This is a genomic window from Streptomyces sp. NPDC004752 (genome assembly GCF_053601275.1).
In genome coordinates this window covers 1-20,772 of sequence record NZ_JBSGBN010000087.1, presented here as the reverse complement: position 1 = coordinate 20,772, position 20,772 = coordinate 1, and the positions used below count along the sequence as shown (strand labels likewise).

General features: G+C 70.9%; 23 protein-coding genes and 1 pseudogene. 7 read left to right on the top strand and 17 right to left on the bottom strand.

The genetic code is table 11. The features are described 5' to 3' along the window. Nucleotides 1–87: 87 nt before the first annotated feature. The 12 genes from ACWEKM_RS30455 to ACWEKM_RS30400 all read right to left on the bottom strand — a co-directional run bounded on the left by ACWEKM_RS30455 (nucleotide 88) and on the right by ACWEKM_RS30400 (nucleotide 8,755). The gene (locus tag ACWEKM_RS30455) at nucleotides 88–393 is read right to left on the bottom strand and encodes a hypothetical protein (protein ID WP_451624480.1); all 306 of its coding nucleotides are present in this window, start codon (nucleotides 391–393) and stop codon (nucleotides 88–90) included. Then, complete coding sequence (locus ACWEKM_RS30450; RefSeq protein WP_451624479.1) at nucleotides 390–1,064, bottom strand: XF1762 family protein; 675 nt, start codon at nucleotides 1,062–1,064, stop codon at nucleotides 390–392. The genes ACWEKM_RS30455 and ACWEKM_RS30450 overlap by 4 nt, the downstream gene beginning before the upstream one ends. A 12-nt stretch (nucleotides 1,065–1,076) precedes the next feature. Then, the gene (locus tag ACWEKM_RS30445; RefSeq protein WP_451624478.1) at nucleotides 1,077–1,574 is read right to left on the bottom strand and encodes a hypothetical protein; all 498 of its coding nucleotides are present in this window, start codon (nucleotides 1,572–1,574) and stop codon (nucleotides 1,077–1,079) included. Between the two features lie 168 nt (nucleotides 1,575–1,742). Beyond that, nucleotides 1,743–3,764 carry a plasmid transfer protein TraB gene (gene traB / locus ACWEKM_RS30440; RefSeq protein ID WP_451624497.1) on the bottom strand — a complete coding sequence of 674 codons (2,022 nt, stop codon included), beginning with the start codon at nucleotides 3,762–3,764 and terminating at the stop codon, nucleotides 1,743–1,745. 58 nt (nucleotides 3,765–3,822) lie between these two features. Next, on the bottom strand, nucleotides 3,823–4,365 hold the full coding sequence (gene traA / locus ACWEKM_RS30435) for a plasmid transfer protein TraA (protein ID WP_451624477.1): 543 nt from the start codon (nucleotides 4,363–4,365) through the stop codon (nucleotides 3,823–3,825). Between the two features lie 19 nt (nucleotides 4,366–4,384). Further along, a complete protein-coding gene (locus ACWEKM_RS30430; RefSeq protein ID WP_451624476.1) occupies nucleotides 4,385–4,885 on the bottom strand; it encodes a hypothetical protein in 501 nt (166 codons plus the stop codon). Nucleotides 4,886–4,937: 52 nt separating this feature from the next. Next, nucleotides 4,938–5,273 carry an RRQRL motif-containing zinc-binding protein gene (locus ACWEKM_RS30425; RefSeq protein ID WP_451624475.1) on the bottom strand — a complete coding sequence of 112 codons (336 nt, stop codon included), beginning with the start codon at nucleotides 5,271–5,273 and terminating at the stop codon, nucleotides 4,938–4,940. Beyond that, the gene (locus tag ACWEKM_RS30420) at nucleotides 5,270–5,782 is read right to left on the bottom strand and encodes a hypothetical protein (protein WP_451624474.1); all 513 of its coding nucleotides are present in this window, start codon (nucleotides 5,780–5,782) and stop codon (nucleotides 5,270–5,272) included. Before ACWEKM_RS30420 ends, ACWEKM_RS30425 begins: the two co-directional genes overlap by 4 nt. Beyond that, on the bottom strand, nucleotides 5,779–7,419 hold the full coding sequence (locus tag ACWEKM_RS30415) for a hypothetical protein (protein ID WP_451624473.1): 1,641 nt from the start codon (nucleotides 7,417–7,419) through the stop codon (nucleotides 5,779–5,781). Before ACWEKM_RS30415 ends, ACWEKM_RS30420 begins: the two co-directional genes overlap by 4 nt. Then, nucleotides 7,419–7,742, bottom strand: a complete 324-nt coding sequence (locus ACWEKM_RS30410) for a hypothetical protein (protein ID WP_451624472.1) — start codon at nucleotides 7,740–7,742, stop codon at nucleotides 7,419–7,421. Before ACWEKM_RS30410 ends, ACWEKM_RS30415 begins: the two co-directional genes overlap by 1 nt. Continuing rightward, nucleotides 7,739–8,185 carry a DUF6284 family protein gene (locus ACWEKM_RS30405; RefSeq protein WP_451624471.1) on the bottom strand — a complete coding sequence of 149 codons (447 nt, stop codon included), beginning with the start codon at nucleotides 8,183–8,185 and terminating at the stop codon, nucleotides 7,739–7,741. The genes ACWEKM_RS30410 and ACWEKM_RS30405 overlap by 4 nt, the downstream gene beginning before the upstream one ends. A 402-nt stretch (nucleotides 8,186–8,587) precedes the next feature. Continuing rightward, nucleotides 8,588–8,755: a hypothetical protein gene (locus ACWEKM_RS30400; protein ID WP_451624470.1), complete on the bottom strand. Its 168-nt coding sequence runs from the start codon at nucleotides 8,753–8,755 to the stop codon at nucleotides 8,588–8,590. Between the two features lie 720 nt (nucleotides 8,756–9,475). On the opposite strand from ACWEKM_RS30400, the gene ACWEKM_RS30395 reads away from it, so the two are divergent. Both ACWEKM_RS30395 and ACWEKM_RS30390 read left to right on the top strand, forming a co-directional pair. Beyond that, the gene (locus ACWEKM_RS30395) at nucleotides 9,476–10,276 is read left to right on the top strand and encodes a GntR family transcriptional regulator (RefSeq protein ID WP_451624469.1); all 801 of its coding nucleotides are present in this window, start codon (nucleotides 9,476–9,478) and stop codon (nucleotides 10,274–10,276) included. Continuing rightward, a complete protein-coding gene (locus ACWEKM_RS30390; protein WP_451624468.1) occupies nucleotides 10,273–10,953 on the top strand; it encodes a YdcF family protein in 681 nt (226 codons plus the stop codon). Before ACWEKM_RS30395 ends, ACWEKM_RS30390 begins: the two co-directional genes overlap by 4 nt. A gap of 466 nt (nucleotides 10,954–11,419) precedes the next feature. On the opposite strand, the gene ACWEKM_RS30385 is transcribed toward ACWEKM_RS30390, so the two are convergent. Both ACWEKM_RS30385 and ACWEKM_RS30380 read right to left on the bottom strand, forming a co-directional pair. Then, complete coding sequence (locus ACWEKM_RS30385; RefSeq protein WP_451624467.1) at nucleotides 11,420–11,857, bottom strand: hypothetical protein; 438 nt, start codon at nucleotides 11,855–11,857, stop codon at nucleotides 11,420–11,422. A gap of 81 nt (nucleotides 11,858–11,938) precedes the next feature. Continuing rightward, entirely contained in the window at nucleotides 11,939–12,289 is a 351-nt protein-coding gene (locus ACWEKM_RS30380) for a hypothetical protein (protein ID WP_451624466.1), read from the bottom strand. Between the two features lie 183 nt (nucleotides 12,290–12,472). Between ACWEKM_RS30380 and ACWEKM_RS30375 the strand changes: the two genes are divergently transcribed. Continuing rightward, nucleotides 12,473–12,748 (top strand): SHOCT domain-containing protein, encoded by a 276-nt coding sequence (locus ACWEKM_RS30375; RefSeq protein ID WP_451624465.1) that lies wholly within the window; start codon nucleotides 12,473–12,475, stop codon nucleotides 12,746–12,748. Nucleotides 12,749–12,863: 115 nt separating this feature from the next. On the opposite strand, the gene ACWEKM_RS30370 is transcribed toward ACWEKM_RS30375, so the two are convergent. Further along, a complete protein-coding gene (locus ACWEKM_RS30370) occupies nucleotides 12,864–13,730 on the bottom strand; it encodes a bifunctional DNA primase/polymerase (protein WP_451624464.1) in 867 nt (288 codons plus the stop codon). A 374-nt stretch (nucleotides 13,731–14,104) separates the two neighbouring features. Between ACWEKM_RS30370 and ACWEKM_RS30365 the strand changes: the two genes are divergently transcribed. The 4 genes from ACWEKM_RS30365 (at nucleotide 14,105) to ACWEKM_RS30350 (ending at nucleotide 17,197) form a co-directional block, all read left to right on the top strand. Then, nucleotides 14,105–14,416, top strand: coding sequence for a hypothetical protein (locus ACWEKM_RS30365; RefSeq protein WP_451624463.1), 312 nt, complete (start codon nucleotides 14,105–14,107; stop codon nucleotides 14,414–14,416). A gap of 67 nt (nucleotides 14,417–14,483) precedes the next feature. Next, a complete protein-coding gene (locus tag ACWEKM_RS30360) occupies nucleotides 14,484–14,663 on the top strand; it encodes a hypothetical protein (RefSeq protein ID WP_451624499.1) in 180 nt (59 codons plus the stop codon). A gap of 147 nt (nucleotides 14,664–14,810) precedes the next feature. After that, a complete protein-coding gene (locus tag ACWEKM_RS30355) occupies nucleotides 14,811–15,404 on the top strand; it encodes a SigE family RNA polymerase sigma factor (protein ID WP_451624462.1) in 594 nt (197 codons plus the stop codon). 137 nt (nucleotides 15,405–15,541) lie between these two features. Then, nucleotides 15,542–17,197 (top strand): long-chain fatty acid--CoA ligase, encoded by a 1,656-nt coding sequence (locus ACWEKM_RS30350; RefSeq protein ID WP_451624461.1) that lies wholly within the window; start codon nucleotides 15,542–15,544, stop codon nucleotides 17,195–17,197. Nucleotides 17,198–17,362: 165 nt separating this feature from the next. Here the strand turns inward: ACWEKM_RS30350 and ACWEKM_RS30345 are convergent, their stop codons facing one another. Together ACWEKM_RS30345 and ACWEKM_RS30340 are read right to left on the bottom strand one after the other, a co-directional pair. After that, a complete protein-coding gene (locus tag ACWEKM_RS30345; protein ID WP_451624460.1) occupies nucleotides 17,363–18,256 on the bottom strand; it encodes an IS982 family transposase in 894 nt (297 codons plus the stop codon). Between the two features lie 57 nt (nucleotides 18,257–18,313). Beyond that, nucleotides 18,314–20,772: pseudogene (locus tag ACWEKM_RS30340) on the bottom strand (nickel transporter); the annotation flags it as partial.

Genomic DNA, 20,772 nt, shown 5'->3' with positions numbered 1-20,772 from the left:
CTGGAGGTCTCCAGTTCCCTGAACGGTGCTGGTGGGCAAGGGCGGCCCCGCGTCATTGGCGTGAGGTGGGGGCCGCCCTTGGCGTAGCTAGAAGGGTGGTTCGTTGCTGTAGCCGTCGGGGGCCCACGGGTCGCGGCCGGTGTTGCGGCGGCGTAGCCATCGGGGGCGGTGCGGGAGGGGGAGCAGGGTCCAGCGGCGGTTTTCGTTCCAGCAGTCGCAGGGGTCCCATTCGGTACCGGCGTATTCGCCGTTGTGGTCGCCGTAGTCGTACTCGAAGCCGCCCTCCCCACGGCAGTCGGCGCAGTCGGGGCGGGGGGTGTCGGTGAGGACCAGTGCGCGGCGCGGACAGCCGTCGACGTGGATACGGAGTCGGGGCAGGGCGTGGGGGCTCATGCAGTTCCTTCCGCTCGGTTCTGGGTTCGACGCCGGTAGGCGCGTTGTCGGCATGCGGGCGAGCAGCGGAGCGGGGGTCGTCCGGTGGCAGCTGCCGTGATCGGTCCTTTGCACTCCGGGCAGCGCTTGCGGCGTCCGCGGGTGGTGGGGGTTTCGTCACGGGTTTCGTCACACGGTTCGGGCAAGGGCGGTGCGTTGTGGGTGGTGATCTCCCACAGGGCGCGGGCTACGTTTTCGGTGCCGAGCGTGCGGCGGGGACGGTTGGGGGTGTCCCAGCCAGGGCGGGCGGGCAGGTCAGTGACCTTTCGCCAGCCCGCGGCGCGCAGGCTTGCGCCGCTTTCGCCGTCTTGGGTGTAGGTGATGGCGCGGCGGTAGCCCGCGCTGCGGGCGGTGCGCCATGCAGCTGCGTACAGGGCGGAGCAGGCGTTCGGGGTGCCGTTGGTGGCGACGCGGGTGACCTCGATGGTCAGCCCGTTGTCGAGATGGCGGTTGACGGGACGGCCCACGATGGCCACGCCAACCAGGGCGCCGTCATCGGTGTGGACCCCGAGGGAGAACTGATGGCCTTGCGGCGGGTCGTGGTGGCGATGATGAGTTTCGATGTAGGCGCAGGCGGCTTTCCACTTCATCGGGTGGATACGTAGCCGCTTCGCGTTCGGCGGGGCGGTCACAGAACGGCCGCCCTAGCGCTGCTGGTTGTTGGTTTTGGCCCACACGCCGGTCGTGCGGCTGTGTACGTTGCGCTGGTCCTGGTAGACGGGTCCCTCGTAGTGCTGGTGGATCTCGGGGGCGGGCTTGGCGCGTTTGGCGAGCTTGGCAAGGGCGAGCAGGAGGGCGGTCGGGGCGCCGAAGACGATCGCGCAGACGATCGGGTCGGCGTACTGGGACACGTACATGAGCACGGCCGCGGTACCGCCGACCATGGCGGTGGTGGCGCCGCCGGCGAGCATGAGCACGCTCGCGTCGGTGGCGCCCTGGCTCATCGGGGGCCGTCCGGGCTGGGCGACGGGCGGGGCGCTGCCGTAGGCGGGCACCGGGGTGTCGTCGCGGTGCGCGGTCGGCGTCTCGGGCACGGGCCGGTAGGCGTCGGCGATGATCCGCGCGGCTTCGGCGGCGGCTTCGTCGTCGGTCAGGCGTGGGTTCGGGGGGATTGGTTCGGGTGCGTGCTCGGGGCGGGTCATGGCGCGTTCCTCCGAGTGCGGCGCGGGCCCGCGCCGGCGTGTGCGTGGGCGGGCCCGCGTGCGGGTGTGAAGCGGGTGTCAGGCGTGTCACGCGGGGGGCGTCACGTGGTTCTGACACTGGGTTTGCCTAGGGGTTTGGGTGTCAGGCGACTGTGACGGTGTCAGGTGTCAGGCGGCCGTCAGAGCGGGGATGATGCGCCACCGGCCGGTGGTGTTCGTTGCCTCCAGGCGGCCGTCTTCGGCGGCCTCCTTCAGCCGTGCGGACACCCACGGGCGGGAGAGGCTGTGCTGGTCGCACCAGTCCATGAAGTCTTTCGGGCCCACGATCATGCGGCCGTTGGACTCGAACTCCTCCAGCGCCTGGGCGAAGAGGCGGCGTGCCTCTTCGGGGGAGGGCTTGCGGCCGGTCTCCTGTCCGAAGATCGGGGTGTCGTCGCCCTGTTCGGCGTTGGGGAGTTCGACTTCGGGGTCGATGCCGGCGTCCTCGGGATCGACCAGAAGGCCGTTGTCCGTCATCTCACTGTCCTCCTGGTCCTTCGCCGCGTGCAGCGGCGCGGGCTGCTCGGTGCTGCCCGCATCGCGGCCGGTGTAGGCGCGGCCGGCCACGGCGGAGGCGGCGCCGGAAGTGACGGGGTCGGCGGTGGCGCCGTTGCGCTGCGCCCACTGGGCCAGCACCTCCATGCCCGGTGTGGCGCGGTGGCTGAAGCGGAAGGTGCGGCCCGGGGAGGGGTACCGGTCCTCGGGGATGCCGGGGGCGACGGTGTAGCAGTAGCCGGGCCGCCGGTTGCCCCACGCCCCCGGGTGCGCGCCCGCGGCCAGGACCTCGTCCGGCAGCACGAACCCCTCATCGCGCGGGTCGCAGCCCAGCGCGATGACGGAGGGGAGGGAGGCGCGGGTGCTGGTGGACATCTGGTCGTAGGACGGCCGCTGAAGCGACACGATCAGCGAGACGCCGGCGGACCGGGCTTCCTGCGCGATGCCGGTGAACGCGTCGTCGCCCATCTTGCGCAGGGTGTTCGCGGCTTCCTCGAACCAGGTGACCAGGAACGGCATCCCGGGGCAGCCGCACGGCCGGCCGTCGGGGCGGCAGGTGTGCTTGCCGCTGGTCTGCTGCTGCGCGACCTCCGGCAGCCACTGGCGGTAGCCGTGGGAGCCCAGCCACCGCGTGCGGGCCGGGATGACGGCTTCGACGGCGGCCACCATGACCTCCGTCGGGGTCCCGCCCTCGACCGCCCAGTCCAGGCCGGGCAGCAGGGGGCGGAAGTCCTGGAACGCCTTGGGGTCGGAGAACCAGACGATGACGTCCCGGCGGGAGAGGATCTCCGTTTGCAGGTTCAGGGCGGTCTCGCCCTTGCCGGATCCGGTTCCGCCCGCGACGAGCACGTGGGTGGAGTTGCGGCCGGCGTCCGGGTCGCCGGGCAGCCACAGCAGCAGCGGGGAGCCGTCGTCGTAGCGGCCGATGACCAGGGGTTCGGCGATCGAGCCGCCCAGGTTCGACGGCCTCTCCCACTCCACCACCTCAGCCAGCATGTCCTCCGGGACGATGACGAGTTCGCCGCGGCGGCTGGAGGAGGGGTCGGGGTTGTAGCGGACGGCGGACGTGGGCAGGTCCAGGGCGGACGCGATCCGCCCGAGGCTCTTGGTCACGTCGTCGTTGGTCTGCTCGCCGGCCTCGACGGCGAGCGGGGCGGTGACCCGGTTGGGCTCCACCTTCGCCGCCCCGAGCTGAGCACGGGCCAGACCGACCTTCTCCAGCAGGCCCTTGTCGGTGCCCTCGCCGGTGGCGTCGGTGTTCTGCCGCAGGACCATGCGGACGTTCCACGACAGCGCGAGTGCCGGGCCGCCCATCAGGTACAGGTCGCCAACCGGACCGGCAGTGGGGCCCGCGAGGCAGGCGGCTGTCAGCCAGGCGGAGCCCGCGGCCACGGTGATAGCCGAGTGCAGGCGCCGCTGCTGGCTGGTCGACTTCCCCGCCCACCACGTGACCCCCGTCAGGGCGACAGAGGCGAGGGTGAGGCCGACGCCGGCGGCGGCGCTGTCGGCCCACCGCCAGTTCCCCAGGGCCCCGGCCGCGCCGGTGCCCGCCCACGCGAGCCACGGCGGCAGATGGGGCTTGGCGCGGTGCAGCAGGTAGGCGCCGATGCTTGCGCCGTCCGGTCCGCCTTGCTGCTGGGCCAGATAGCCGGTCATGCCGTCCGGGTAGTACGCGGTCACCCGGTTCTGTCCACGGGCCATGGTGCAACCTCCCTTACTGCTCAGCCCAGTTGATGACCGGCTGCTGCGGTCGGCGGGCACGGTGGCGGACTCGGTTGATCTCTCCCTCGTACTCCTGCTGGAAGGCGGAGTAGCAGGCGGCGGCGTTCTTCGCCGCATCGCGGAGCGCGTCGGCAGAGCGCTGCATCTTGCGGGCCACCTTCGCCGCACGGGCCCGGGAGCCGAACGGCCGCCCTTCCGGGTCCGGGACGGCCGCGAGGACGCCCTTCATGATCTCGGCGCCCATTGCGACCTGGAAGGACAGCGTCACGCCGGCCGCCCGCAGGCTGTTGCAGTACTCGCGCACCCGCGCCGGAGAGGAGAAGTCCGGCTCCGGCAGCAGCCCTTCGGCGCCGCCCCGGCCGTTGGTGCCGGAGCCGTTGGCGCTGTTGGCGACGGTGGGTACGCCGTTGTTGGTCTTGTTGGCGTTGACGTTGATGGTGAAGCCGGGCGCGAACGACGCGCCGAAGTTCTTGGTGTTGGCCTTGGCCTGGGAGCCGTTGGCTCCGGAGGCGGGAGCGGTAGGGGTGGATGCCATCGGTTGGGTTCCCTTCGGGTCAGAGCGAGCGGCGGACGAAGAACCAGGCGCACTGCGCGACGATCAGGCCCGTGAGCCAGATCTGGGCCAGCGGTCCGGCCAGCGGGCCGAACCCGGCGGCCAGGGCGACCCAGCCGAGTACGAACGTGGCGCCCACGGCGGTGGCGATCCGCAGCCGCAGCGTGCTGCCCTTGCTCGGGCGCCGGTACTGCACGGAGCCCAGCCACATCCCCGGGCCGGCCGCGGCGACGGCCAGGATCAGGCCGGACCACCAGGCGATCGAGTGCAGGACCGCGGTCCCGACGAACGCGAGCAGTGCCAGGCCCGTCGGGGCGAGTGCACCGCGGAAGCGCCACAGCATCCGCCCGAGGAAGCTGAGGGCTTCGCGGGTCAGGGAGGGCTGTTCGGGGACGACGACGATGAACGGCTGAGCAGAGCGGCGTCCGCGCTGGCGCGGCAGGCGGACGGTGTGGATGCCCGCGGCCGACTTCATGCCGCGGGTTCGGGTACGACTGGACACAGCCAGACTCCTTGGACAGAGAAGGAGAGGTGGGAGAGAAGTGCTGTGCAGGTCAGGCCGCGGCCTGCTCGGGGCAGGCGCACGGCACGCACACCCCGAGCGAGGCTGGGATGACGTAACCGGCGTCGGTGCGGCACTGCGGGCAAGTGCGGCGGGCGGTGTTCGCCTTGGCGAGCGCCTCCCGCTTGGCCGGCGTCATCGGCCGGACGGGCAGCGCCAGATCGATGCGGTAGAGGTAGGCGACCAGCGGGCCGCGGCGGCGGCGCGGGCGTTCGAGCTGCGCGACCACATCCTGACCGCCCGGCCGCAGCCCGAGCGCGCGGAGTTGTCGGCGAGTGGCGTAGCCCTTGGGTGCGAGGCGCCACCGGTAGACCGGGAGCGCGCTCACGCCTTGGTGCCCCCGAGGGGGAGCGGCTGGATGCGCCACGGGACCTCGGAGGCCGGGGGCGGGGTCGCGCAGCATGTGGTGGGCGAGGTCCACCCGTCTCGGGGAGCGCCCTCGGCCTCGGCCGCGATCTCCGCCGCGTCCCGGGCGGCGTGCACGCTGTGCAGTTCCCCGAAGCGGTAGAGGACGTAGACACGATCGGCCCGAGCGTTCTGCTTGCGGGTGATGCGCAGCAGCGTCCGCAGCGCCTGCCGGTCCTCGGTGTCGAGCAGGGACTGGGCGCGCAAAGTCTCCAGCTCGCCTTCGAGCCGGGCGGCGTCGGCCGTGGTGCGGGCGAGTGCGGCGCGCAGTTCCTCCAGGGCGATCTCCGCGCGGATCGCGGAGTCGGTGGCGATCTCGCCTTCCTTACGGTGCTGCTCGGACTCGGCGCGCGCGGCGGCGGTCCCTGCTTCCGCCTCGGAGAGGCCGGTACGCAGGGCGCGCAGGGTGCGTATGCGGACGACGGCGATCATGCGGAAGCTCCTTCAAGGGTGGCGGTGCGCGGTTGGCGCGCGGCGAGTTGCGCGGCGCGCGCGGCACGGAAGTCCCGCAGCCAGTTCCGCGCGTTTCCGGGGTCCACCCCGAACCGCTCAGCCAGCTGCGCCGCGGTCGGCTCCTGCCCGCCAGGGGCAGTGAGGGCGGTGCGGTAGTACGTCCAGCCCTCCTGCTTGGCGGGTGACTTCCACACCGTCTCCGAGCCGTCTGCGGCCTGCTCGGGGGCCTGCGGGTTCAGGGCGGCGAGGTCGCCGCACAGCCGCTCGTACAGCATCTTCGCTTCGGTGATCTGCCCGTTGAGCTGCTGCAACGCGTCCGCGTGGGACTGGCGGGCGGCTTGCGCCTGCTGCGCCTGGACGGTGAGAGCGTCGAGCTGCTGACGCTTGGCGGTCACCTGCTGCTCAGCCTGCTGGACCAGCTCTCCCGCGCGCTGCCGCGCGGCCTGCTCATCCTTCCGCGCGCCGTCCGCGCGCTGCCGCGCGGCTTCCTCCTGCTCCCGCGCAGCCGCCACGCGCCCGTCGGCGTCGTCGCCCTGTTCCAGCAGTCGGGTCTGTTCCCGGCGGACCCGGTCCAGTTCCTCCCGCGCGGCAGTGAGTTCGTCTGCCGCGCGCTGCCGCGCGTTCTCCGCTTCCTGCCGCGCACGATCGGCTTCCTGCCGCGCGGCTTCCGCGCGCTGCCGCGCAGCGTTGGCCTCGTCCGCGAGAGTGGATGCCTCCTGCCGCTCCACCGCCGGGGTCACGGCGAGATCTTCGATCAGGGCGAGGACCGTGGCCGGTGTGCGGTAGTCGAGGGTGGCGACCTCATCCGCGCGGGTCAGAGCAGCCAGACGCCGCACCAGCGCGAGCGCTTGTGTGCGGTCGGTGGCCACGTCCGCGCGGTCCAGGGCCTTTTGTGCCCTGCGGCGCCAGCGGCGCACCCGGCGGGTTCGGCCCGCGTCCAGGGCCAGACGCAGCCGGTAGACGCGCAGCGCGGCCCGCTGGACCAGCGCGGCCCGCGCGATCGCCGAGGACGAGGTACGGGCGTCCAGGCCGAGCAGGGCGAACAGTTCCGCCCATGCGTGCTGCCACAGCAGCGCCACCAGCCGGGCCGGACCCGGACGCCCGCCGTCGTCGTCCTGTCCGGGCTTGACGTGGTGCAGCTTGCTGCGGAGCTGAAGCTCAATCAGCCACGCCGCAAGCGCCGGCACCGCCGCAAGAACAGGCCGGGCCCACCAGTTCGGGGCGTGCACCGCGTTCATCGCCGCGGAGAACGACACCAGCATCCACGCGGTGCGGTGCATGAGCCGCAGCTCCCGCGTCCACCCCGTCTCGGGGTCGGCCGCGCGGTACATCATGACCAGCAGCGTCATTTCCGCGGCGTCGAACACCGCGATGAACGCCACCGCCAGCCCCGCCGGCAGCGCACTGGTCTGCGTGGCGAACCCCCACAGACCGTGAACACTGACCGCCACGCCCCCGAGGGCGACCACAGCCTGCGGGCCGATCCCGGACAGCCACGACGACTTCCGCAGCCGTCCCACCGCCCACACCACCAGCGCGAGCGCGAGCACCGCACCGGCCAGCGGCACCACCCACGACCAGGCCCCGGAAGGAAGGCCCGGAAGCCAGGAAGGCATCATGCCGCACCCCCGTCCGCGGCGGGCACGTCGGCGTAGCCCTGCAGGTGCACCTCTGCGCCCGCGCACCGGGTCGACGCCCTCAGCACGCGCGTTGTCCCGTCGCCCTGCACCTGGTGCAGCACCTGTTCCGGCGGCACGTCCAGGGCTTCCCGCCATGCCTCGAACGCGTACAGCCCCTCGTGGAACCGCAGGATCAGCCGGTCCGGGTAGATACGGGACAGGTCGACGTCCGGGGCGGGCAGGTGCCCGAAGTCAGCGGCCAGCAGCCGCAGCGCCCGCAGCGGCACGGCCAGGTCGTCCAGCGTCAGGCTCTCGCTCATGCCGCCTCCCCCGAGACGGCACGGTCGGCCAGCGCAGCCCGCTCGACCAGCACCTTGTTGCGGGCGCGGCGGATGCGCCGCTCGGCCAGCTTCGACGGGGTGCGGTCCAGCACGGCGAGCCGGGCGTCGAGTGCCGCGGCGCGGTGTCCGCGCTCGCGCAGGTAGTAGTCGGCGACCGCGTGCCGGCCGATCTCGCACAGCCAGCCGAACGCCTTGTCGTCCGACGTCCGCAGGGTGTCCAGCCTCGCCGCAGCCGTGGACCACACTTCCTGTGCCACCCCCTCGGCATGCATCCACTCGCCGGTGGACATCCGGGCCCGCAGGTAGCGCACCAGACGCACGTTGTAGATCGTGTACAGCAGCACGAACCGATCCGAATCGATCGGCCCGCGGTCGCACTCATCGGCGGTAACACCCGCCTGAACAGCAACGATGTGGTTCATGGGTCGTTTTCTCCTTAGACAGTGGGACGGCCCGATGCACCCCCGGAGCGGCTACTCCGGGGGTGCGCGCCGTTGATAGTGGAAGCCGCACGCGTATGGTGCGGCGGGCCGTGCGTTGGCGGCCGGTGCCCCGGGCCGGATTCGATCCGACGCCCTTCACGGCTGAATGCCGGGGCTGGGTTCTCAGTTGCAGTCCGGGCAGTGCTCTCCCTGGCAGTTGTTGCATCCGCCGTACAGCTGCTGCTCCTCCTGGATCTCCCGTAGCTCTTGCTCCAAGTTCTTGTCCTCGTCTGCCATCGGTACAGCTCCTCTCGGGTTGCGGGCGGGTGGTGGTGCGTGCCCCGGGCCGGATTCGATCCGACGCCCTTCACGGCTGGATACCGGGGCTGTAGGTGGTGCGTGTTACCGGGGCTGCTCGGTCAGGTGAGCAGCGTCCTCGTAGGCGGTGCGGATCTCCTGCTGCTGCCAGGCCAGCTCAGCCGCACTCGGGGCAGGGTCCTGCTGGCCGAGGTCGGCGGCCGATGCGTCCGCGTGGGCTTGCAGGTGCCATGCGGCCGGGTCGGTCCCCATCAGCGCACCTCCGCGGGAGCTCCCGCGGCCGGGTGACCGGCCGCGTGCGGGTGCGGGCGAGGGGGACGGACGGGAAGCGGCGGCTTGGTCTTCCCGTGCTCGGTGTCGGCCATCAACGACCACCCCGCGCACGGGCGTTGTCCTCGCTGCGCTTGTTCTGCTCAGCGTTCTTCCGCGACAACTCGTCGCGCTCCTGATCTGTCAGACTCAGCACTACAGATGCCTCCAACACAGGTGTCTGTACGCGGTCCCCCGGGTCGCACCCCGAGGGACCGCTCTGATTCCTCATCAAGCGGGCAGGCCGCCGACGCACAGCCGGTGCCCTGCCCGCATGACGAGTGACGGGAAGCCCGTCACTGTCGTCTCGCGGCTCCCGACTGCGCCTTGCTCCGCCTCCCTTGGACGGCGCGCGGTCACCGCGTCACTCAGTCGTCACTCGCTGAGTCGATCTCCCTGGAATGGCTACCTGTCATGGACCGGGTGCAGCCCAATCACCGGGATCCCCGCCGGTCCGGTCCCTGGGACTGCGCCCGAGGGTCAGACCAGCGGCTTAGCCGATGACACCGATCGATCCGTGAAGACGACGGACTTCTACGTCTCCCCTTCCGCTTCGCTGTCCTAGGACTGCGAGCGGCCTGAGAAGAAGATGGCACGTAGTCCCAGGACTGTCAACAGTCCTGGGACTGTGTTTCACTGGGACGCATCGAAGGGAGTTCGGCTGTGGCACCGAAGTGGCGTGAGCTTGCGGATCGACTCGCGGAACAAATCAGGAATGGCGAGTACGCATCCGGAGCGCAGTTGCCTCAGATCAGAGAGCTTGTTGAGGCTGGGGAAGGCTCCAAATCCACCGTCCATCAGGCGTACAAAGCGCTAGAGGCTGAGGGACTTGTGACGTCGTCACGCGGGCACGGCACCATCGTGAGGCCACGCACCCCGCTCAAGCGGCTCGGCATCGCTCGGTACGACAAAGCGAAATGGCGTGACGGTGATGAGGTTGCGTTCATCGCTGACCGTGTCGCGTCGGGCCGCGCGTACAAGCGCAACGAGCAGACGCAGACCGTGAGCCGTGTCCAGGCGAGCGCTCTCGTGGCTGAGGGGCTTGGCGTGCCGGTCGGCTCCGCGGTGTACGCGCGCGCTCGCCTCGTGAAGGAAGGCACCCAGCCGACGCACACCCTGACCAGCTACTACCGGCCGGAACACGTCGAGGGCACGCGCATTGTCGACCCCACGCCGGGGCCTGCCGGACGCGGCGGCGGGTACAGGGTCCTGTATGACGCGGGGTACGAGATTGACCACATGAAAGAGGGGCTGTTCGCCCGCGTCCCCACGGCCGAAGAGGTGAAGCTGCTACAGCTTCCGGTCGGTGAACCCGTGGTAGAGCTTCACCGAACCACGTACACGGCAGATGGCACGGTGGTTGAGTTCGCGGTCGGCGTCCACTCAGCTTCCCGGTTCGCGTGGGAGTACGAGTTCAAGGTTCCCGATTCCGCCCGTGACCAGGACAAGGAAGGCTCGCCGTGATCTCTGTACAGGACTGGGAAGACACTCAACTTCTGTGGGATTACCAGCAGATGCACCATGAGCCGTGCCCCTGTTCGGTCGGCGTCGGTCTCGGCAGTCACGATCTGGGCGTGGCAGACACCACCGTCGACCTGTACCGGCGCGGCATGATGCCGCTGATTGTCTTCACGGGAGCGACCAGCCGCACCACCCAGGACCGCATGCCGCGCGGGGAAGCCGAGCACTACCGGGACCGCGCGCTTGAACTGGGCGTTCCGGCGGACGCCATCCTTGTGGAGCCTCACGCCCGGAACACCGGGCAGAACATCACCCTGTCCCGCACGCTTCTCGAAGAGCGCGGGGTCGCGGTGTCCTCCGTGCTTCTCGTCAGCAAGCCATACGAGGAACGGCGCGCCTACGCGACGGCCCGGAAACTGTGGCCAGGCGTCGAGTTCGTCAGCGCGTCTACGCCCATGACGCTCCCGGAGTACGTCGATTCGATCCGGGACTCCCGCTTGGTCATCGACATGCTTGTCGGATCACTGCAACGCCTGCTGATCTACCCCGCTCAAGGCTTCATGATCTCGCAGGATGTACCCGACGATGTGGTCCGAGCGTACGAGCGACTTGTAACCCGAGGCTTCACGAGCCGTCTCGTTGCCGAGAACGTCGGGCGTGCTCCCGGCGTGAGCGCGTGATTGCCCCTGCCCTCAGCGCTCACAGCCCCTTCTTGGCCATCCTCTGGCCAAGAAGGGGCTGTGAGCGGAGCCGGGAGGATCTAAGGCGCAGGTCAGAGGCTATCTGGCCGCGTGAATCCGACTGGTCTTGAAAACCGTCGTGGCAGCAATGTCACCGTGGGTTCAAATCCCACCGCCTCCGCAGAGTTCATAGACGTGCAGGTCAGAAGGGGTGCCCCTCATCGAGGGGCACCCCTTCTGCATGGGTCCTGTCTCACCTTGATCCGGCTCTGTCGCGTTGTGGATCAGCGCGTGTGGACCAGGCGTGGACCAAGGTTCGGCGGAATGGAGCTGCGTAACTGCTGGTCAGGAAACCGCTGACCTGTGACGTTTTCTGACTGTGGACCGGACGCGGTGTCGGGCGCCGTGGGCTGCAACAGGGTCCGGATTTGGCATGTTGGCTTGATGTCTGGTGACGGCAGTGGGTTTATGGCAGCTGGTTCAGGAACCAGGAGGAGAGTTCCTCGGTGATCAGGGTGTGCGTATCGTTCTGCGAGGCGAGTTTGACGTCGTGGAAGGGCGTCTCGTCCAGATCCTCATCGCTGATCGGGGTGTAGAGGTTGTCGTGGGTGGACGGCTCCCGTAGGGCGATGGCGCTGACGGCCGGGACGAAGCAGTGCTCGCGGATCGGGTTGTCGACGCCGAAACCCGCGATCTCGTTCAACGCGTCGGCGAGGATGCCGAAACCGTAGAGGGTGCCGCCGGGCGCGCCGTCGATGTCGGGCAGTCCGCTGGTGCGGATCTCACGGACGGTGACCACCCGGAGCTTGGCGACCAGTTGCTCGTCGCCCTCGGACTGGGCCCGCAGCTCGGTGCCGGTGACGGCCGGCCCCCTGTCGATGACGGCTTCGGCCCCGGGAGCCACGCCGTTGCCGGCGCCGGTGCCGGGACCGTTGGCGAGGGCGATCAGCCGGGTCTGCCTCGACCGGGGCCAGTTGCCGACTTCCTACAGCGCGCGCAGGAACTCAAGACGCTGCTCACTGGTGGCGGGCTTGTCCTCCCAGTTCGCGATGTGCTTCCAGAGCAACTCCTGGGCGGCCGGGCTGTTGATCTGGTCCGAGAAGCGAGGGTCGAGCTTCTTGGTGTAGTGCGCGAACGCCTGGAGGGCGATGGGGATCCAGGCGCCGGTGTGCGGACTGTCCCAGGAGTAGTAGAGCTGCGTCTGGTGCTCGACGCCCAGGGCCTCGATTTTGGCGAGGGCATAACGAGTGACCAGGCCGCCCATGCTGAAGCCGCCGACGGTCAGCGGGTGGTCGCCGTCGCGACGGGCGATCGCCTCCATGACGGCCCGGATCACCGCCTAGGCGTTCTGCAGGATCGACGTCGGTCGGCGCGTGGATCGGCGCATGAGTGGCGAAGCCGTGACCGCTTTGAGCTGGGTCATCCGGCCCCCTCGCGAGGAACTATGACCCACGGTGTCTCTGCCTGTGCAGGACCATCCTGGAAGGCACAGGGCCACTGGCCGAGGGAAGTGATCGGCATGATGTGGTACGACGGCGGATGGGGCTGGGGCGGCTGGTTCACCATGGCGGTGTTCATGGTGCTGTTCTGGGCCCTGATCATCGCCGGAGTCATCGCGCTCGTGCGCTATCTCACCGGCACTCATCACCCTCAGCCCGGTCCGCGGCCGTCCTCCGGCGAGCCCCGATGGGGAAGCCGGCGAGCTGAGGAACTGCTTGCCGAGCGGTTCGCCCGCGGGGAGATAGACGAGGACGAGTACAAACGCCGTCTCACGACGCTGCGGGAGCACCGGTGAGTGCGGGACGCCGCCGAGGGATGTGGTTGATCGTCGCCGTTGGCGCAGCAGGTGGCCCGCGACGGACCGGAGCCCTGGGGAAGGCGGGTGTGGCGCTCGCGCGCTTGCGCTGGTTTCACGGCCGGTGCCCCGTCATCCGCGCCGCCGACGCGATCGTCGCCCGCGCCTCGTGCTCCGAGAGCCCGGTGTTGAGGGCCGCCTCGACCAGCGGGGCGACGAGGGCGGGCCCGATGTCGTTCTCGTAGGCGCGGCAGGCGGCCCAGAACAGGCGGGTGTTGCGCTGACCCTCGTGGGCCGCGAGGACGAACTGGACCAGCCCCCTGCCGTGGTCCCCGGACGCCGGGGGCGTCGGATGGGGCGCGCGGGGCGGCGGCAGGAGCAGGCGCAGCAGGGCGGGCGGGCAGGGCGCGGGGGCCAGGTGGGCGGTGCCGGGTGCGGTGGCGTAGACGCCGTGGTCGGTGCGGGAGCCGGGGCCGACGAGATAGCCACCGGCACCTCGGATGTCGATGCCGGGAGCGAGCCGACCGGCCGAGTTGGGGACGACGGCGTCCGGCGGGCCGGTCAGCCAGACGTGGCGGCCCCCGCTCGGTGTGAGCACGACGACGGTCTCGGGGATGGTGAACAGATGGCGCAGGGCCAGTTCGCGCAGGGCGGCAGAGGAGTCCGTGCCGGACTTGGTGTCGAGGTCGATGCCTATCAGGTGGTGTGGGGGCAGTCCGCACGCGATGCCGTAGCCGGTGGCCCAGGGCGCGGAGGCGAACAGTTCGCGGATGCGCGCCGGGTCGGTCGAGGCGTCGTACACGCCGTGGCCGAAGCGGCCGCACTCGCCGTGGCAGGGGCTGGGACCGGGGTGGTCGCGGTGCGGGGAGCGGAGGGCCGGGAGCTTCGTCCGGGACAGCGGGATGACGGCCAGTCCGCGTTCGGCGGCTGACAGGGCATGCGCGAGGGCCAGGGTCGTGGCCTGCCGGTCGGTGGTGGCCATGCCTCCATGTTCGTACACGCGTTCGAAAAAGGGAAGAGGGGGGTGGGGTGACACGCCGGGGCGGATGGGATGGCCGGAAATGTGACGAAACGGTTCACCGCTTGTGCCACTTGGTTCGGAGAAGCCCGTAGTGGGCGCAATCGAGTCATGAGATCACCAAAGATGGCGAATGGGGTTTATCGACTTGTCATCACGCTTGAGTGCGAATCGGGAGCTGTGGGGTGGTACGCCAGGGATTGGATGGGCAACTCTGGGTTCGCGACGTCGTGCTCAACCGCCCGGGAGGTCGGCCAACTTCCCTGGCAGCAGCCGTACTTCATGAATTCCCGGGCTCTCGGCCAGCCGGCCGATGGGTATCGTCCTGGAGGGACAACATGGCAAGCATCCGTACCGCCCGCGTTCTCGCCGCCGTCTCCGCGCTCCCGCTCGCAGCCGCCCTCTTCACCGGCATCGCGAGTGCGGACAACGGTGCCATCGCGGACGACGGATCGAGGGCCGGCGTGGTGAGCGTCGTCGGCAGCGGGGTCGGCCACAACAACACCGGCAACTCGTCCACCACGGCACAGAACGCGGTCGGCTCCGGCGCCTCGAACCAGAGCAACACCGCTCAGGTCAAGGACTCCGCGTTCACCGCCATCCAGCAGGGGAACAGGAACGTCAACATCAACTTCACCCGCCTGTGGTAAGCCGCGACTGACCTCCCGTGGGGGATGTGCTTTCGGGGTCGTAATGCGTCTGCGCGGCGGTACTTCGGTGCCGCCGCGCAGACGCTTTCCGCTGTCCTGCGGTGACCTTGACGCCCGACGGCAACTGCGGGGCACGGCCGCCGACCAGATACCGGGGGCCGACCAGATAACGGGGGTCGGCCGGGTCCTGGTGACGGCCGGTACCGGAGTGCCCACATCGGGGCTGGTCCTGGCGGCGGACGAGTGAGCCCGCAGGGGGCAACCCGGAGTACGGGGCGCTCCCCACTCCACCTTCAGGAGGTGTAGTCAACCCCACCCCTACAACCTGAGGGGGACTCTGCTTCGGGACCTGCGGCCGATCCGCCTCACTCAGCTCGCTCATAGCGTGGGAGCCATGACCACACCCGTCTGCACCAGCGCTTCGGACGCCGCTACGCCGACGAGGCAGACCCTCCCCCACTCTCGGCTGCGCTCAACCGGGGGGACCCCCATGTATCCATCGTTCTCGTCGTACGTGAGGGACCGGCAGCAGGTCCTGCTGCGTGCCGCCCGTTCGCTGACCGCGAACCCCAGTGACGCGGAGGATCTGCTGCAGACCGCGCTCACCAAGACGTACGTGGCGTGGGAGCGGATCGAGGACCACCGGGCGCTCGACGGCTATGTGCGCCGGGCGCTGCTGAACACCCGGACCTCGCAGTGGCGCAAGCGCAAGGTCGACGAGTTCGTGTGTGACGAACTGCCCGAGCCGGACCCTGCGCCCGGCGAGGACGACCCGGCCGAGCGCCAGGCGCTGCACGACGCGATGTGGCGGGCGATCACCAAGCTGCCGGCGCGGCAGCGGGCGATGGTCGTCCTCCGGTACTACGAGGACCTGAGCGAGGCCCAGACGGCCGAGGTGCTCGGGGTGTCGGTGGGCACCGTGAAGTCCGCGGTGTCGCGGGCGCTCGGCAAGCTGCGCGAGGACCCCGAGCTGGGGCTCGTTCGGTAGCGGTCCTTCCGGGGTGAAACCGGGGCGGCCGGTGATGTGATCGATCACTTGTCCCTAGTGACATACCGCATGGTATGCGCGCAGAATCGGGCCTGCCCTTTACTGCCGCGTAGGCCATGTCGCCCCGGGAGGACGCCGTGCTGAGCACCATGCAGGACGTACCGCTGACCGTCACCCGCATTCTCCTGCACGGAGTACAGGTGCACGGGCGGTCCCAGATCACCACGTGGACCGGGCAGGGAGAGCCGCAGCGGCGCAGCTTCACCGAGGCGGGCGCCCGCGCGGCGCAACTGGCGCACGCCCTCCGCGACGACCTCGGGGTGCGGGACGACGACCGGGTCGCGACGCTGATGTGGAACAACGCCGAGCACGTCGAGGCGTACTTCGCGATTCCCGCCATGGGGGCCGTGCTGCACACGCTCAATCTGCGCCTGCCCGCCGAGCAGTTGACCTGGATCGTCAACCACGCGGCCGACCGCGTGATCATCGTCAACGGTTCACTGATCCCGCTGCTCGCCCCGCTGCTGCCCGGTCTCACCACCGTGGAGCACATCGTCGTCTCCGGCTCCGGCGACCGCTCCCCGCTGGCCGCCGCCCGGGTACGGGTGCACGAGTACGAGGAGCTGATCGCGGGCCGGCCGACCACCTACGACTGGCCGGAACTGGACGAACGTCGGGCCGCCGCCATGTGCTACACCTCCGGCACCACCGGCGACCCCAAGGGCGTGGTCTACAGCCACCGTTCCATCTATCTGCACTCCATGCAGCTGAACATGGCCCAGTCGATGGGCCTGACCGACCAGGACACGTCGCTCATCGTGGTCCCGCAGTTCCATGTGAACGCCTGGGGTCTGCCGCACGCCACCTTTATGACCGGCGTGAACATGCTGATGCCGGACCGCTTCCTGCAGCCCGCACCGCTCGCCGAGATGATCGGGACCGTGCGCCCGACCCACGCGGCCGCGGTGCCGACCATCTGGCAGGGCCTGCTCGCCGAGCTGACCGCCAAGCCCAGGGACGTCTCCTCCCTCACCCAGGTCACCATCGGCGGCTCGGCCTGTCCGGCCTCACTGATGGCGGCCTTCGACAAGCTCGGCATGCGGGTGTGCCACGCCTGGGGCATGACGGAGACCTCACCGCTGGGCACGGTGGCCCGGCCGCCGGCCCACGCGGTCGGCACCGAGGACGAGTTCGCGTACCGGCTCACACAGGGCCGTTTCCCGGCCGGTGTCTCCGCCCGGCTCACCGGACCGGGCGGCGAGCGGCTGCCCTGGGACGGCGCGTCGGCGGGCGAGCTGGAGGTGCGCGGGCCGTGGATCGCGGGCGCCTACTACAACGGCCCCGACGCCGAACCCCTGCGCCCCGCCGACAAGTTCAGCGAGGACGGCTGGCTGAAGACGGGAGACGTCGGCACCATCAGCCCGGACGGCTTCCTCACCCTCACCGACCGGGCCAAGGACGTCATCAAGTCCGGCGGCGAATGGATCTCCTCGGTCGATCTGGAGAACGCCCTGATGTCCCACCCGGATGTCGCCGAGGCCGCCGTGGTGGCCGTACCGGACGACAAGTGGGGCGAGCGCCCGCTGGCCACGGTGGTCTTCAAGGAGGGCGCCATCGCCGACTTCGAGACCCTGCGCGCCTTCCTCGCCGAGGAGGGCAGGATCGCCAAGTGGCAGCTCCCGGAGCGCTGGACGGTCATCGAGGCGGTACCCAAGACGAGCGTGGGCAAGTTCGACAAGAAGGTGCTGCGCAGGCGGTACGCGGACGGGCAGCTGGACGTCACCCGCCTCTGACCGAAACCCCGCTGGACATGGGCGCGCCGGGCGTGGGCGCCGTGAGTATGGGGTCCCGCCCGGTCCATCCGTCGTACCTGTCGTGCCCGTCGTACCTGTTGTCGTGCCCGTCGTGCTTGTCGTACGGGCCGGTCCGTCCGGCCTAGACGAGCAAGTCGTATGTCTTTAGTGGTCGTAGGCGATCAGCGATCGAGTGATCGGTGCGCCGGTCAGGTTGTTCAGCCAGATCGCAGCGGCCATGGCCAGGATGCGCTGGGCGACGCGGACCGCGACGCCCGCGCAACTGCGCCCGCCGTGGCCTTCCAGGTCGAGCTGGCCCTTGAGGGTGTCGTTGACCGACTCGATCAGCTGGCGGACCTTCTTCAGCATCGGTTCGCCGTATCGGGTCTTCTCGCGCTTGCGGGAGGGCCGCAGCAAGGTGATGCCCTGCCCGGCCAGCAACTGCTCGAAGTCCCGGCCGGCGAAGCCCTTGTCGGAGATGAGCAGGATGCCGTCGTGTTCGGCGACGATGTCCGCCTCGACCTCCAGCATCGCGGCCAGCACCTCGCGCTCGCCGATCTTCGGATCCGCCAGCGCCCACAGGATCGGCATCCCGGACGGGGTGCACACCAGATACAGCCGCAGCCCCCAGAAGAACCGGGAATGGCTGGCGCAGTAGCCGTATCCGGCCCATCCGGCCAGGTCGGAGCGTTTCACGGTGGGCCGTGACATGCCGCACGGCACCGGCGTGGAGTCCACGATCCAGCAGTCGTCCAGCCAGAAGTCGGACGACTTCGCGAGTATGCGGACGACCCGCTTGACCAGGCCGAGAGCCGCACGCAGGCGCTTGTTGTAGCCGGACTGCTGGGGCAGGTACGGGAACATGCCGGTCAGGTGCTTGCGGGCATAGCGCAACCAGTGGGCTTCGGAGGTGAAGCCGAGCATCGCCTGGGCGACCGCGGCGCACACCAGCTCGGAGTCGGTCAGCAACGGCGGCCTGCCCAGCCATCGCGGTCCTCCCAACTCGTCGTCGATCTTCACGTAGAGTGCGGTAATGAGGGTCTCAAGGTCGTTCGTCACACATCGACCAACGAGACCCTCACCTTTTGCGCTCAACGGGACTTCGGACTTGCTCGTCTAGTTGGTGCCGATGCGTGCCAGCAGGTCGACGATGCGGGCCTGCACCTCGGTGCTGGTGGAGCGTTCCGCGAGGAACAGCACCGTCTCGCCGGAGGCCAGCCGCGGCAGGTCGGCCTGGTCGACGGCGGCGGTGTAGACGACGAGCGGGGTGCGGTTGAGCTGCCCGTTGGCACGCAGCCAGTCGATGATCCCGGCCTGGCGGCGGTGCACCTGGAGCAGGTCCATCACGACCAGGTTCGGCCGCAGCTGCCCGGCCAGCGTCACCGCGTCGGCGTCGCTCGCGGCCCGCGCGACCTGCATCCCGCGCCGCTCCAGCGTCGAGGTCAGCGCCAGCGCGATCTCCGCGTGCTCCTCGATGAGCAGCACGCGCGGCGGATGCTGCTCGCTGTCGCGCGGCGCGAGGGCCTTCAGCAGGACGGCGGGGTCGGCACCGTACGCCGCCTCGCGCGTCGCCTGGCCGAGCCCGGCCGTGACGAGGACCGGTACCTCCGCGGCCACGGCGGCCTGTCGCAGCGACTGCAACGCGGTACGGGTGATGGGCCCGGTCAGCGGGTCCACGAACAGCGCGGCGGGGAAGGCGGCGATCTGCGCGTCGACCTCCTCGCGTGAGTGCACGATCACCGGACGGTAGCCGCGGTCGCTCAGTGCCTGCTGGGTCGTGACGTCCGGCGCGGGCCACACCAGCAGCCGACGGGGGTTGTCCAGCGGCTCGGGCGGCAGTTCGTCGTCCATGGGCTGGGGGCGCGGCGGGTCGGCGACCTCGATCGCGCCGCCGGGGCCGTCGAGCGGTTCGGGTCCCTCGGCGGCGTTCTCGTCCGGGGCGCCGATGGCGTACGAGCGTCCGGCGCCCTCGGTGCCCGGAACGAGCCGTGACTGCCCGGCGAGCGAGGGCTGCGCGGGCAGCTGCTCGGCCGGCGGGTGCGGACGGGCGCCCTGGTCGGTGCGCTGCTCCGGGCGCGCGGCCGGATCCGGCGGCGTGCCGAGTTTGCGGCGACGGCCGACGGTACTCGGACCGTGCGGAGCGGGCGTGGCCGTCGGCTGCTGCACCTGGGCCGCCTGCCTGCTGAACGGCACGCCCTGCCCCAGTGTGCGCACGCTGATCGCCCGGCCCTGGGTGGAGTTCGGGTCCACGGGGACGTCGGCCGTCTCGGCGGGCAACGGCTGGGCCGCACGCGGCAGGGCACCGGATCGGTCCGGGGGGAGCGGGGTGCCGGGCGCGGGGGTGTCGGCGCGGGGCGCGGGCTGGGCGGGGAGTGCCTCGGTGGCGGGCGGCGCGGCCGGGGCGGCGGGAGTCGTCTCCGCGGGCAACGGCTGGGCGGGCGGCAGCAGACCCGGCGACGCCGACTGTCCCGGCAGGGGTTGCCGCCCCGGTGTCGCCGACTGCGGGACGGGCTGCGTGGGCACCGCCTGCCCCGGCGCCGGAACCAGCTGCCCCGGGGCGAGCCGCACACCCTGGGCGACGCTGCCCTGGGCGGGCACGGCCGCGCTCGGCGGGGCCGTGGCCCCCGTCTGGACCGGTACGCCCTGCGCGGGCGTGTCCGGCGTCGCCGGACCCTCTCCCGGCTGGGCCACGGGCCGCCGCCGACGACCCGTCGGCGCGCTGGTCGGGTGTGGCTGGGGCGGGGTGTGGTCCCCGGCCTGGTCGTGCGGTACGGCGTCATGCCGGCCGTTGTCCCCCGGCACACCGACGCCGGACACCTGAGCCTGCCCGGCGACCGGGATCTGCTCCCGAACCGGAGCCGGAGTCATTGTCTGGCCCTGGGCCGGTACCGAGATCTGCTCCGGAGCCGGAGCCGGAGCCGGAGCCGGTGCCGGTGCCTGGCGGCCCTGGGCCGGAACCGGCAGCTGGCCCTGCGCGGGCACCGGCATCTGCCCCTGCGGCGAAACCGGCAGCTGCCCCTGAACCGGAACGGCGCCCTGCTCCTGAGCCACGGCCGGTGCCTGCCCCGGTACCGGACCCGACGCGTGCCCGGTTCCGCCCCCATCGGCCCCGTTGCCCCCGTCCCCGGCACCGGGCTCGGGCGAGCGGTCCGCCTCGGCGGGCGGCAGGGCGAACACCGTACGGGTCCCCGCCTCCTGTGCCGCGGTGCGCTCCGCCGCCGCGGCCAGCGCACGGCGCCGACGCCCGGTCGGCTGCCCACCCTCGGAACCGGCCACCCCTGAACCGGCCACCCCGGCGTCGGCCGGACCTGTGCCAACCGAACCTGTGCCGACCGAAGTCGTACTGACCGCTGTCGTACCGACCGAAGCCGTACCGACCGGAACGGGCCCGGTCTCCGTCGGCGCGTTCTGGGTACCCGCGGCCGGGAGGGCGGGCGGCAGAGCGGCCTGCGGCTGTTCGCCCGCGTCGCGCCGAGCGCGACGGCCGGCGGGCGCGGGCACGCCCCGCGGCGGTACGGTCCCGCCGAGGCCGGTGCCCGCGGCGGCGGTCCCCGCCGCATGCTCGGCCGCCGTCA

Bases quoted from the DNA above. Each gene is read 5' to 3' on its own strand.
- ACWEKM_RS30455 (WP_451624480.1), bottom strand. From the start codon at position 393: ATGAGCCCCCACGCCCTGCCCCGACTCCGTATCCACGTCGACGGCTGT.
- ACWEKM_RS30445 (WP_451624478.1), bottom strand. From the start codon at position 1,574: ATGACCCGCCCCGAGCACGCACCCGAACCAATCCCCCCGAACCCACGC.
- traB (WP_451624497.1), bottom strand. From the start codon at position 3,764: ATGACCGGCTATCTGGCCCAGCAGCAAGGCGGACCGGACGGCGCAAGC.
- traA (WP_451624477.1), bottom strand. From the start codon at position 4,365: ATGGCATCCACCCCTACCGCTCCCGCCTCCGGAGCCAACGGCTCCCAG.
- ACWEKM_RS30420 (WP_451624474.1), bottom strand. From the start codon at position 5,782: ATGATCGCCGTCGTCCGCATACGCACCCTGCGCGCCCTGCGTACCGGC.
- ACWEKM_RS30415 (WP_451624473.1), bottom strand. From the start codon at position 7,419: ATGCCTTCCTGGCTTCCGGGCCTTCCTTCCGGGGCCTGGTCGTGGGTG.
- ACWEKM_RS30410 (WP_451624472.1), bottom strand. From the start codon at position 7,742: ATGAGCGAGAGCCTGACGCTGGACGACCTGGCCGTGCCGCTGCGGGCG.
- ACWEKM_RS30405 (WP_451624471.1), bottom strand. From the start codon at position 8,185: ATGAACCACATCGTTGCTGTTCAGGCGGGTGTTACCGCCGATGAGTGC.
- ACWEKM_RS30400 (WP_451624470.1), bottom strand. From the start codon at position 8,755: ATGGGGACCGACCCGGCCGCATGGCACCTGCAAGCCCACGCGGACGCA.
- ACWEKM_RS30375 (WP_451624465.1), top strand. From the start codon at position 12,473: ATGATGTGGTACGACGGCGGATGGGGCTGGGGCGGCTGGTTCACCATG.
- ACWEKM_RS30370 (WP_451624464.1), bottom strand. From the start codon at position 13,730: ATGGCCACCACCGACCGGCAGGCCACGACCCTGGCCCTCGCGCATGCC.
- ACWEKM_RS30365 (WP_451624463.1), top strand. From the start codon at position 14,105: ATGGCAAGCATCCGTACCGCCCGCGTTCTCGCCGCCGTCTCCGCGCTC.
- ACWEKM_RS30355 (WP_451624462.1), top strand. From the start codon at position 14,811: ATGACCACACCCGTCTGCACCAGCGCTTCGGACGCCGCTACGCCGACG.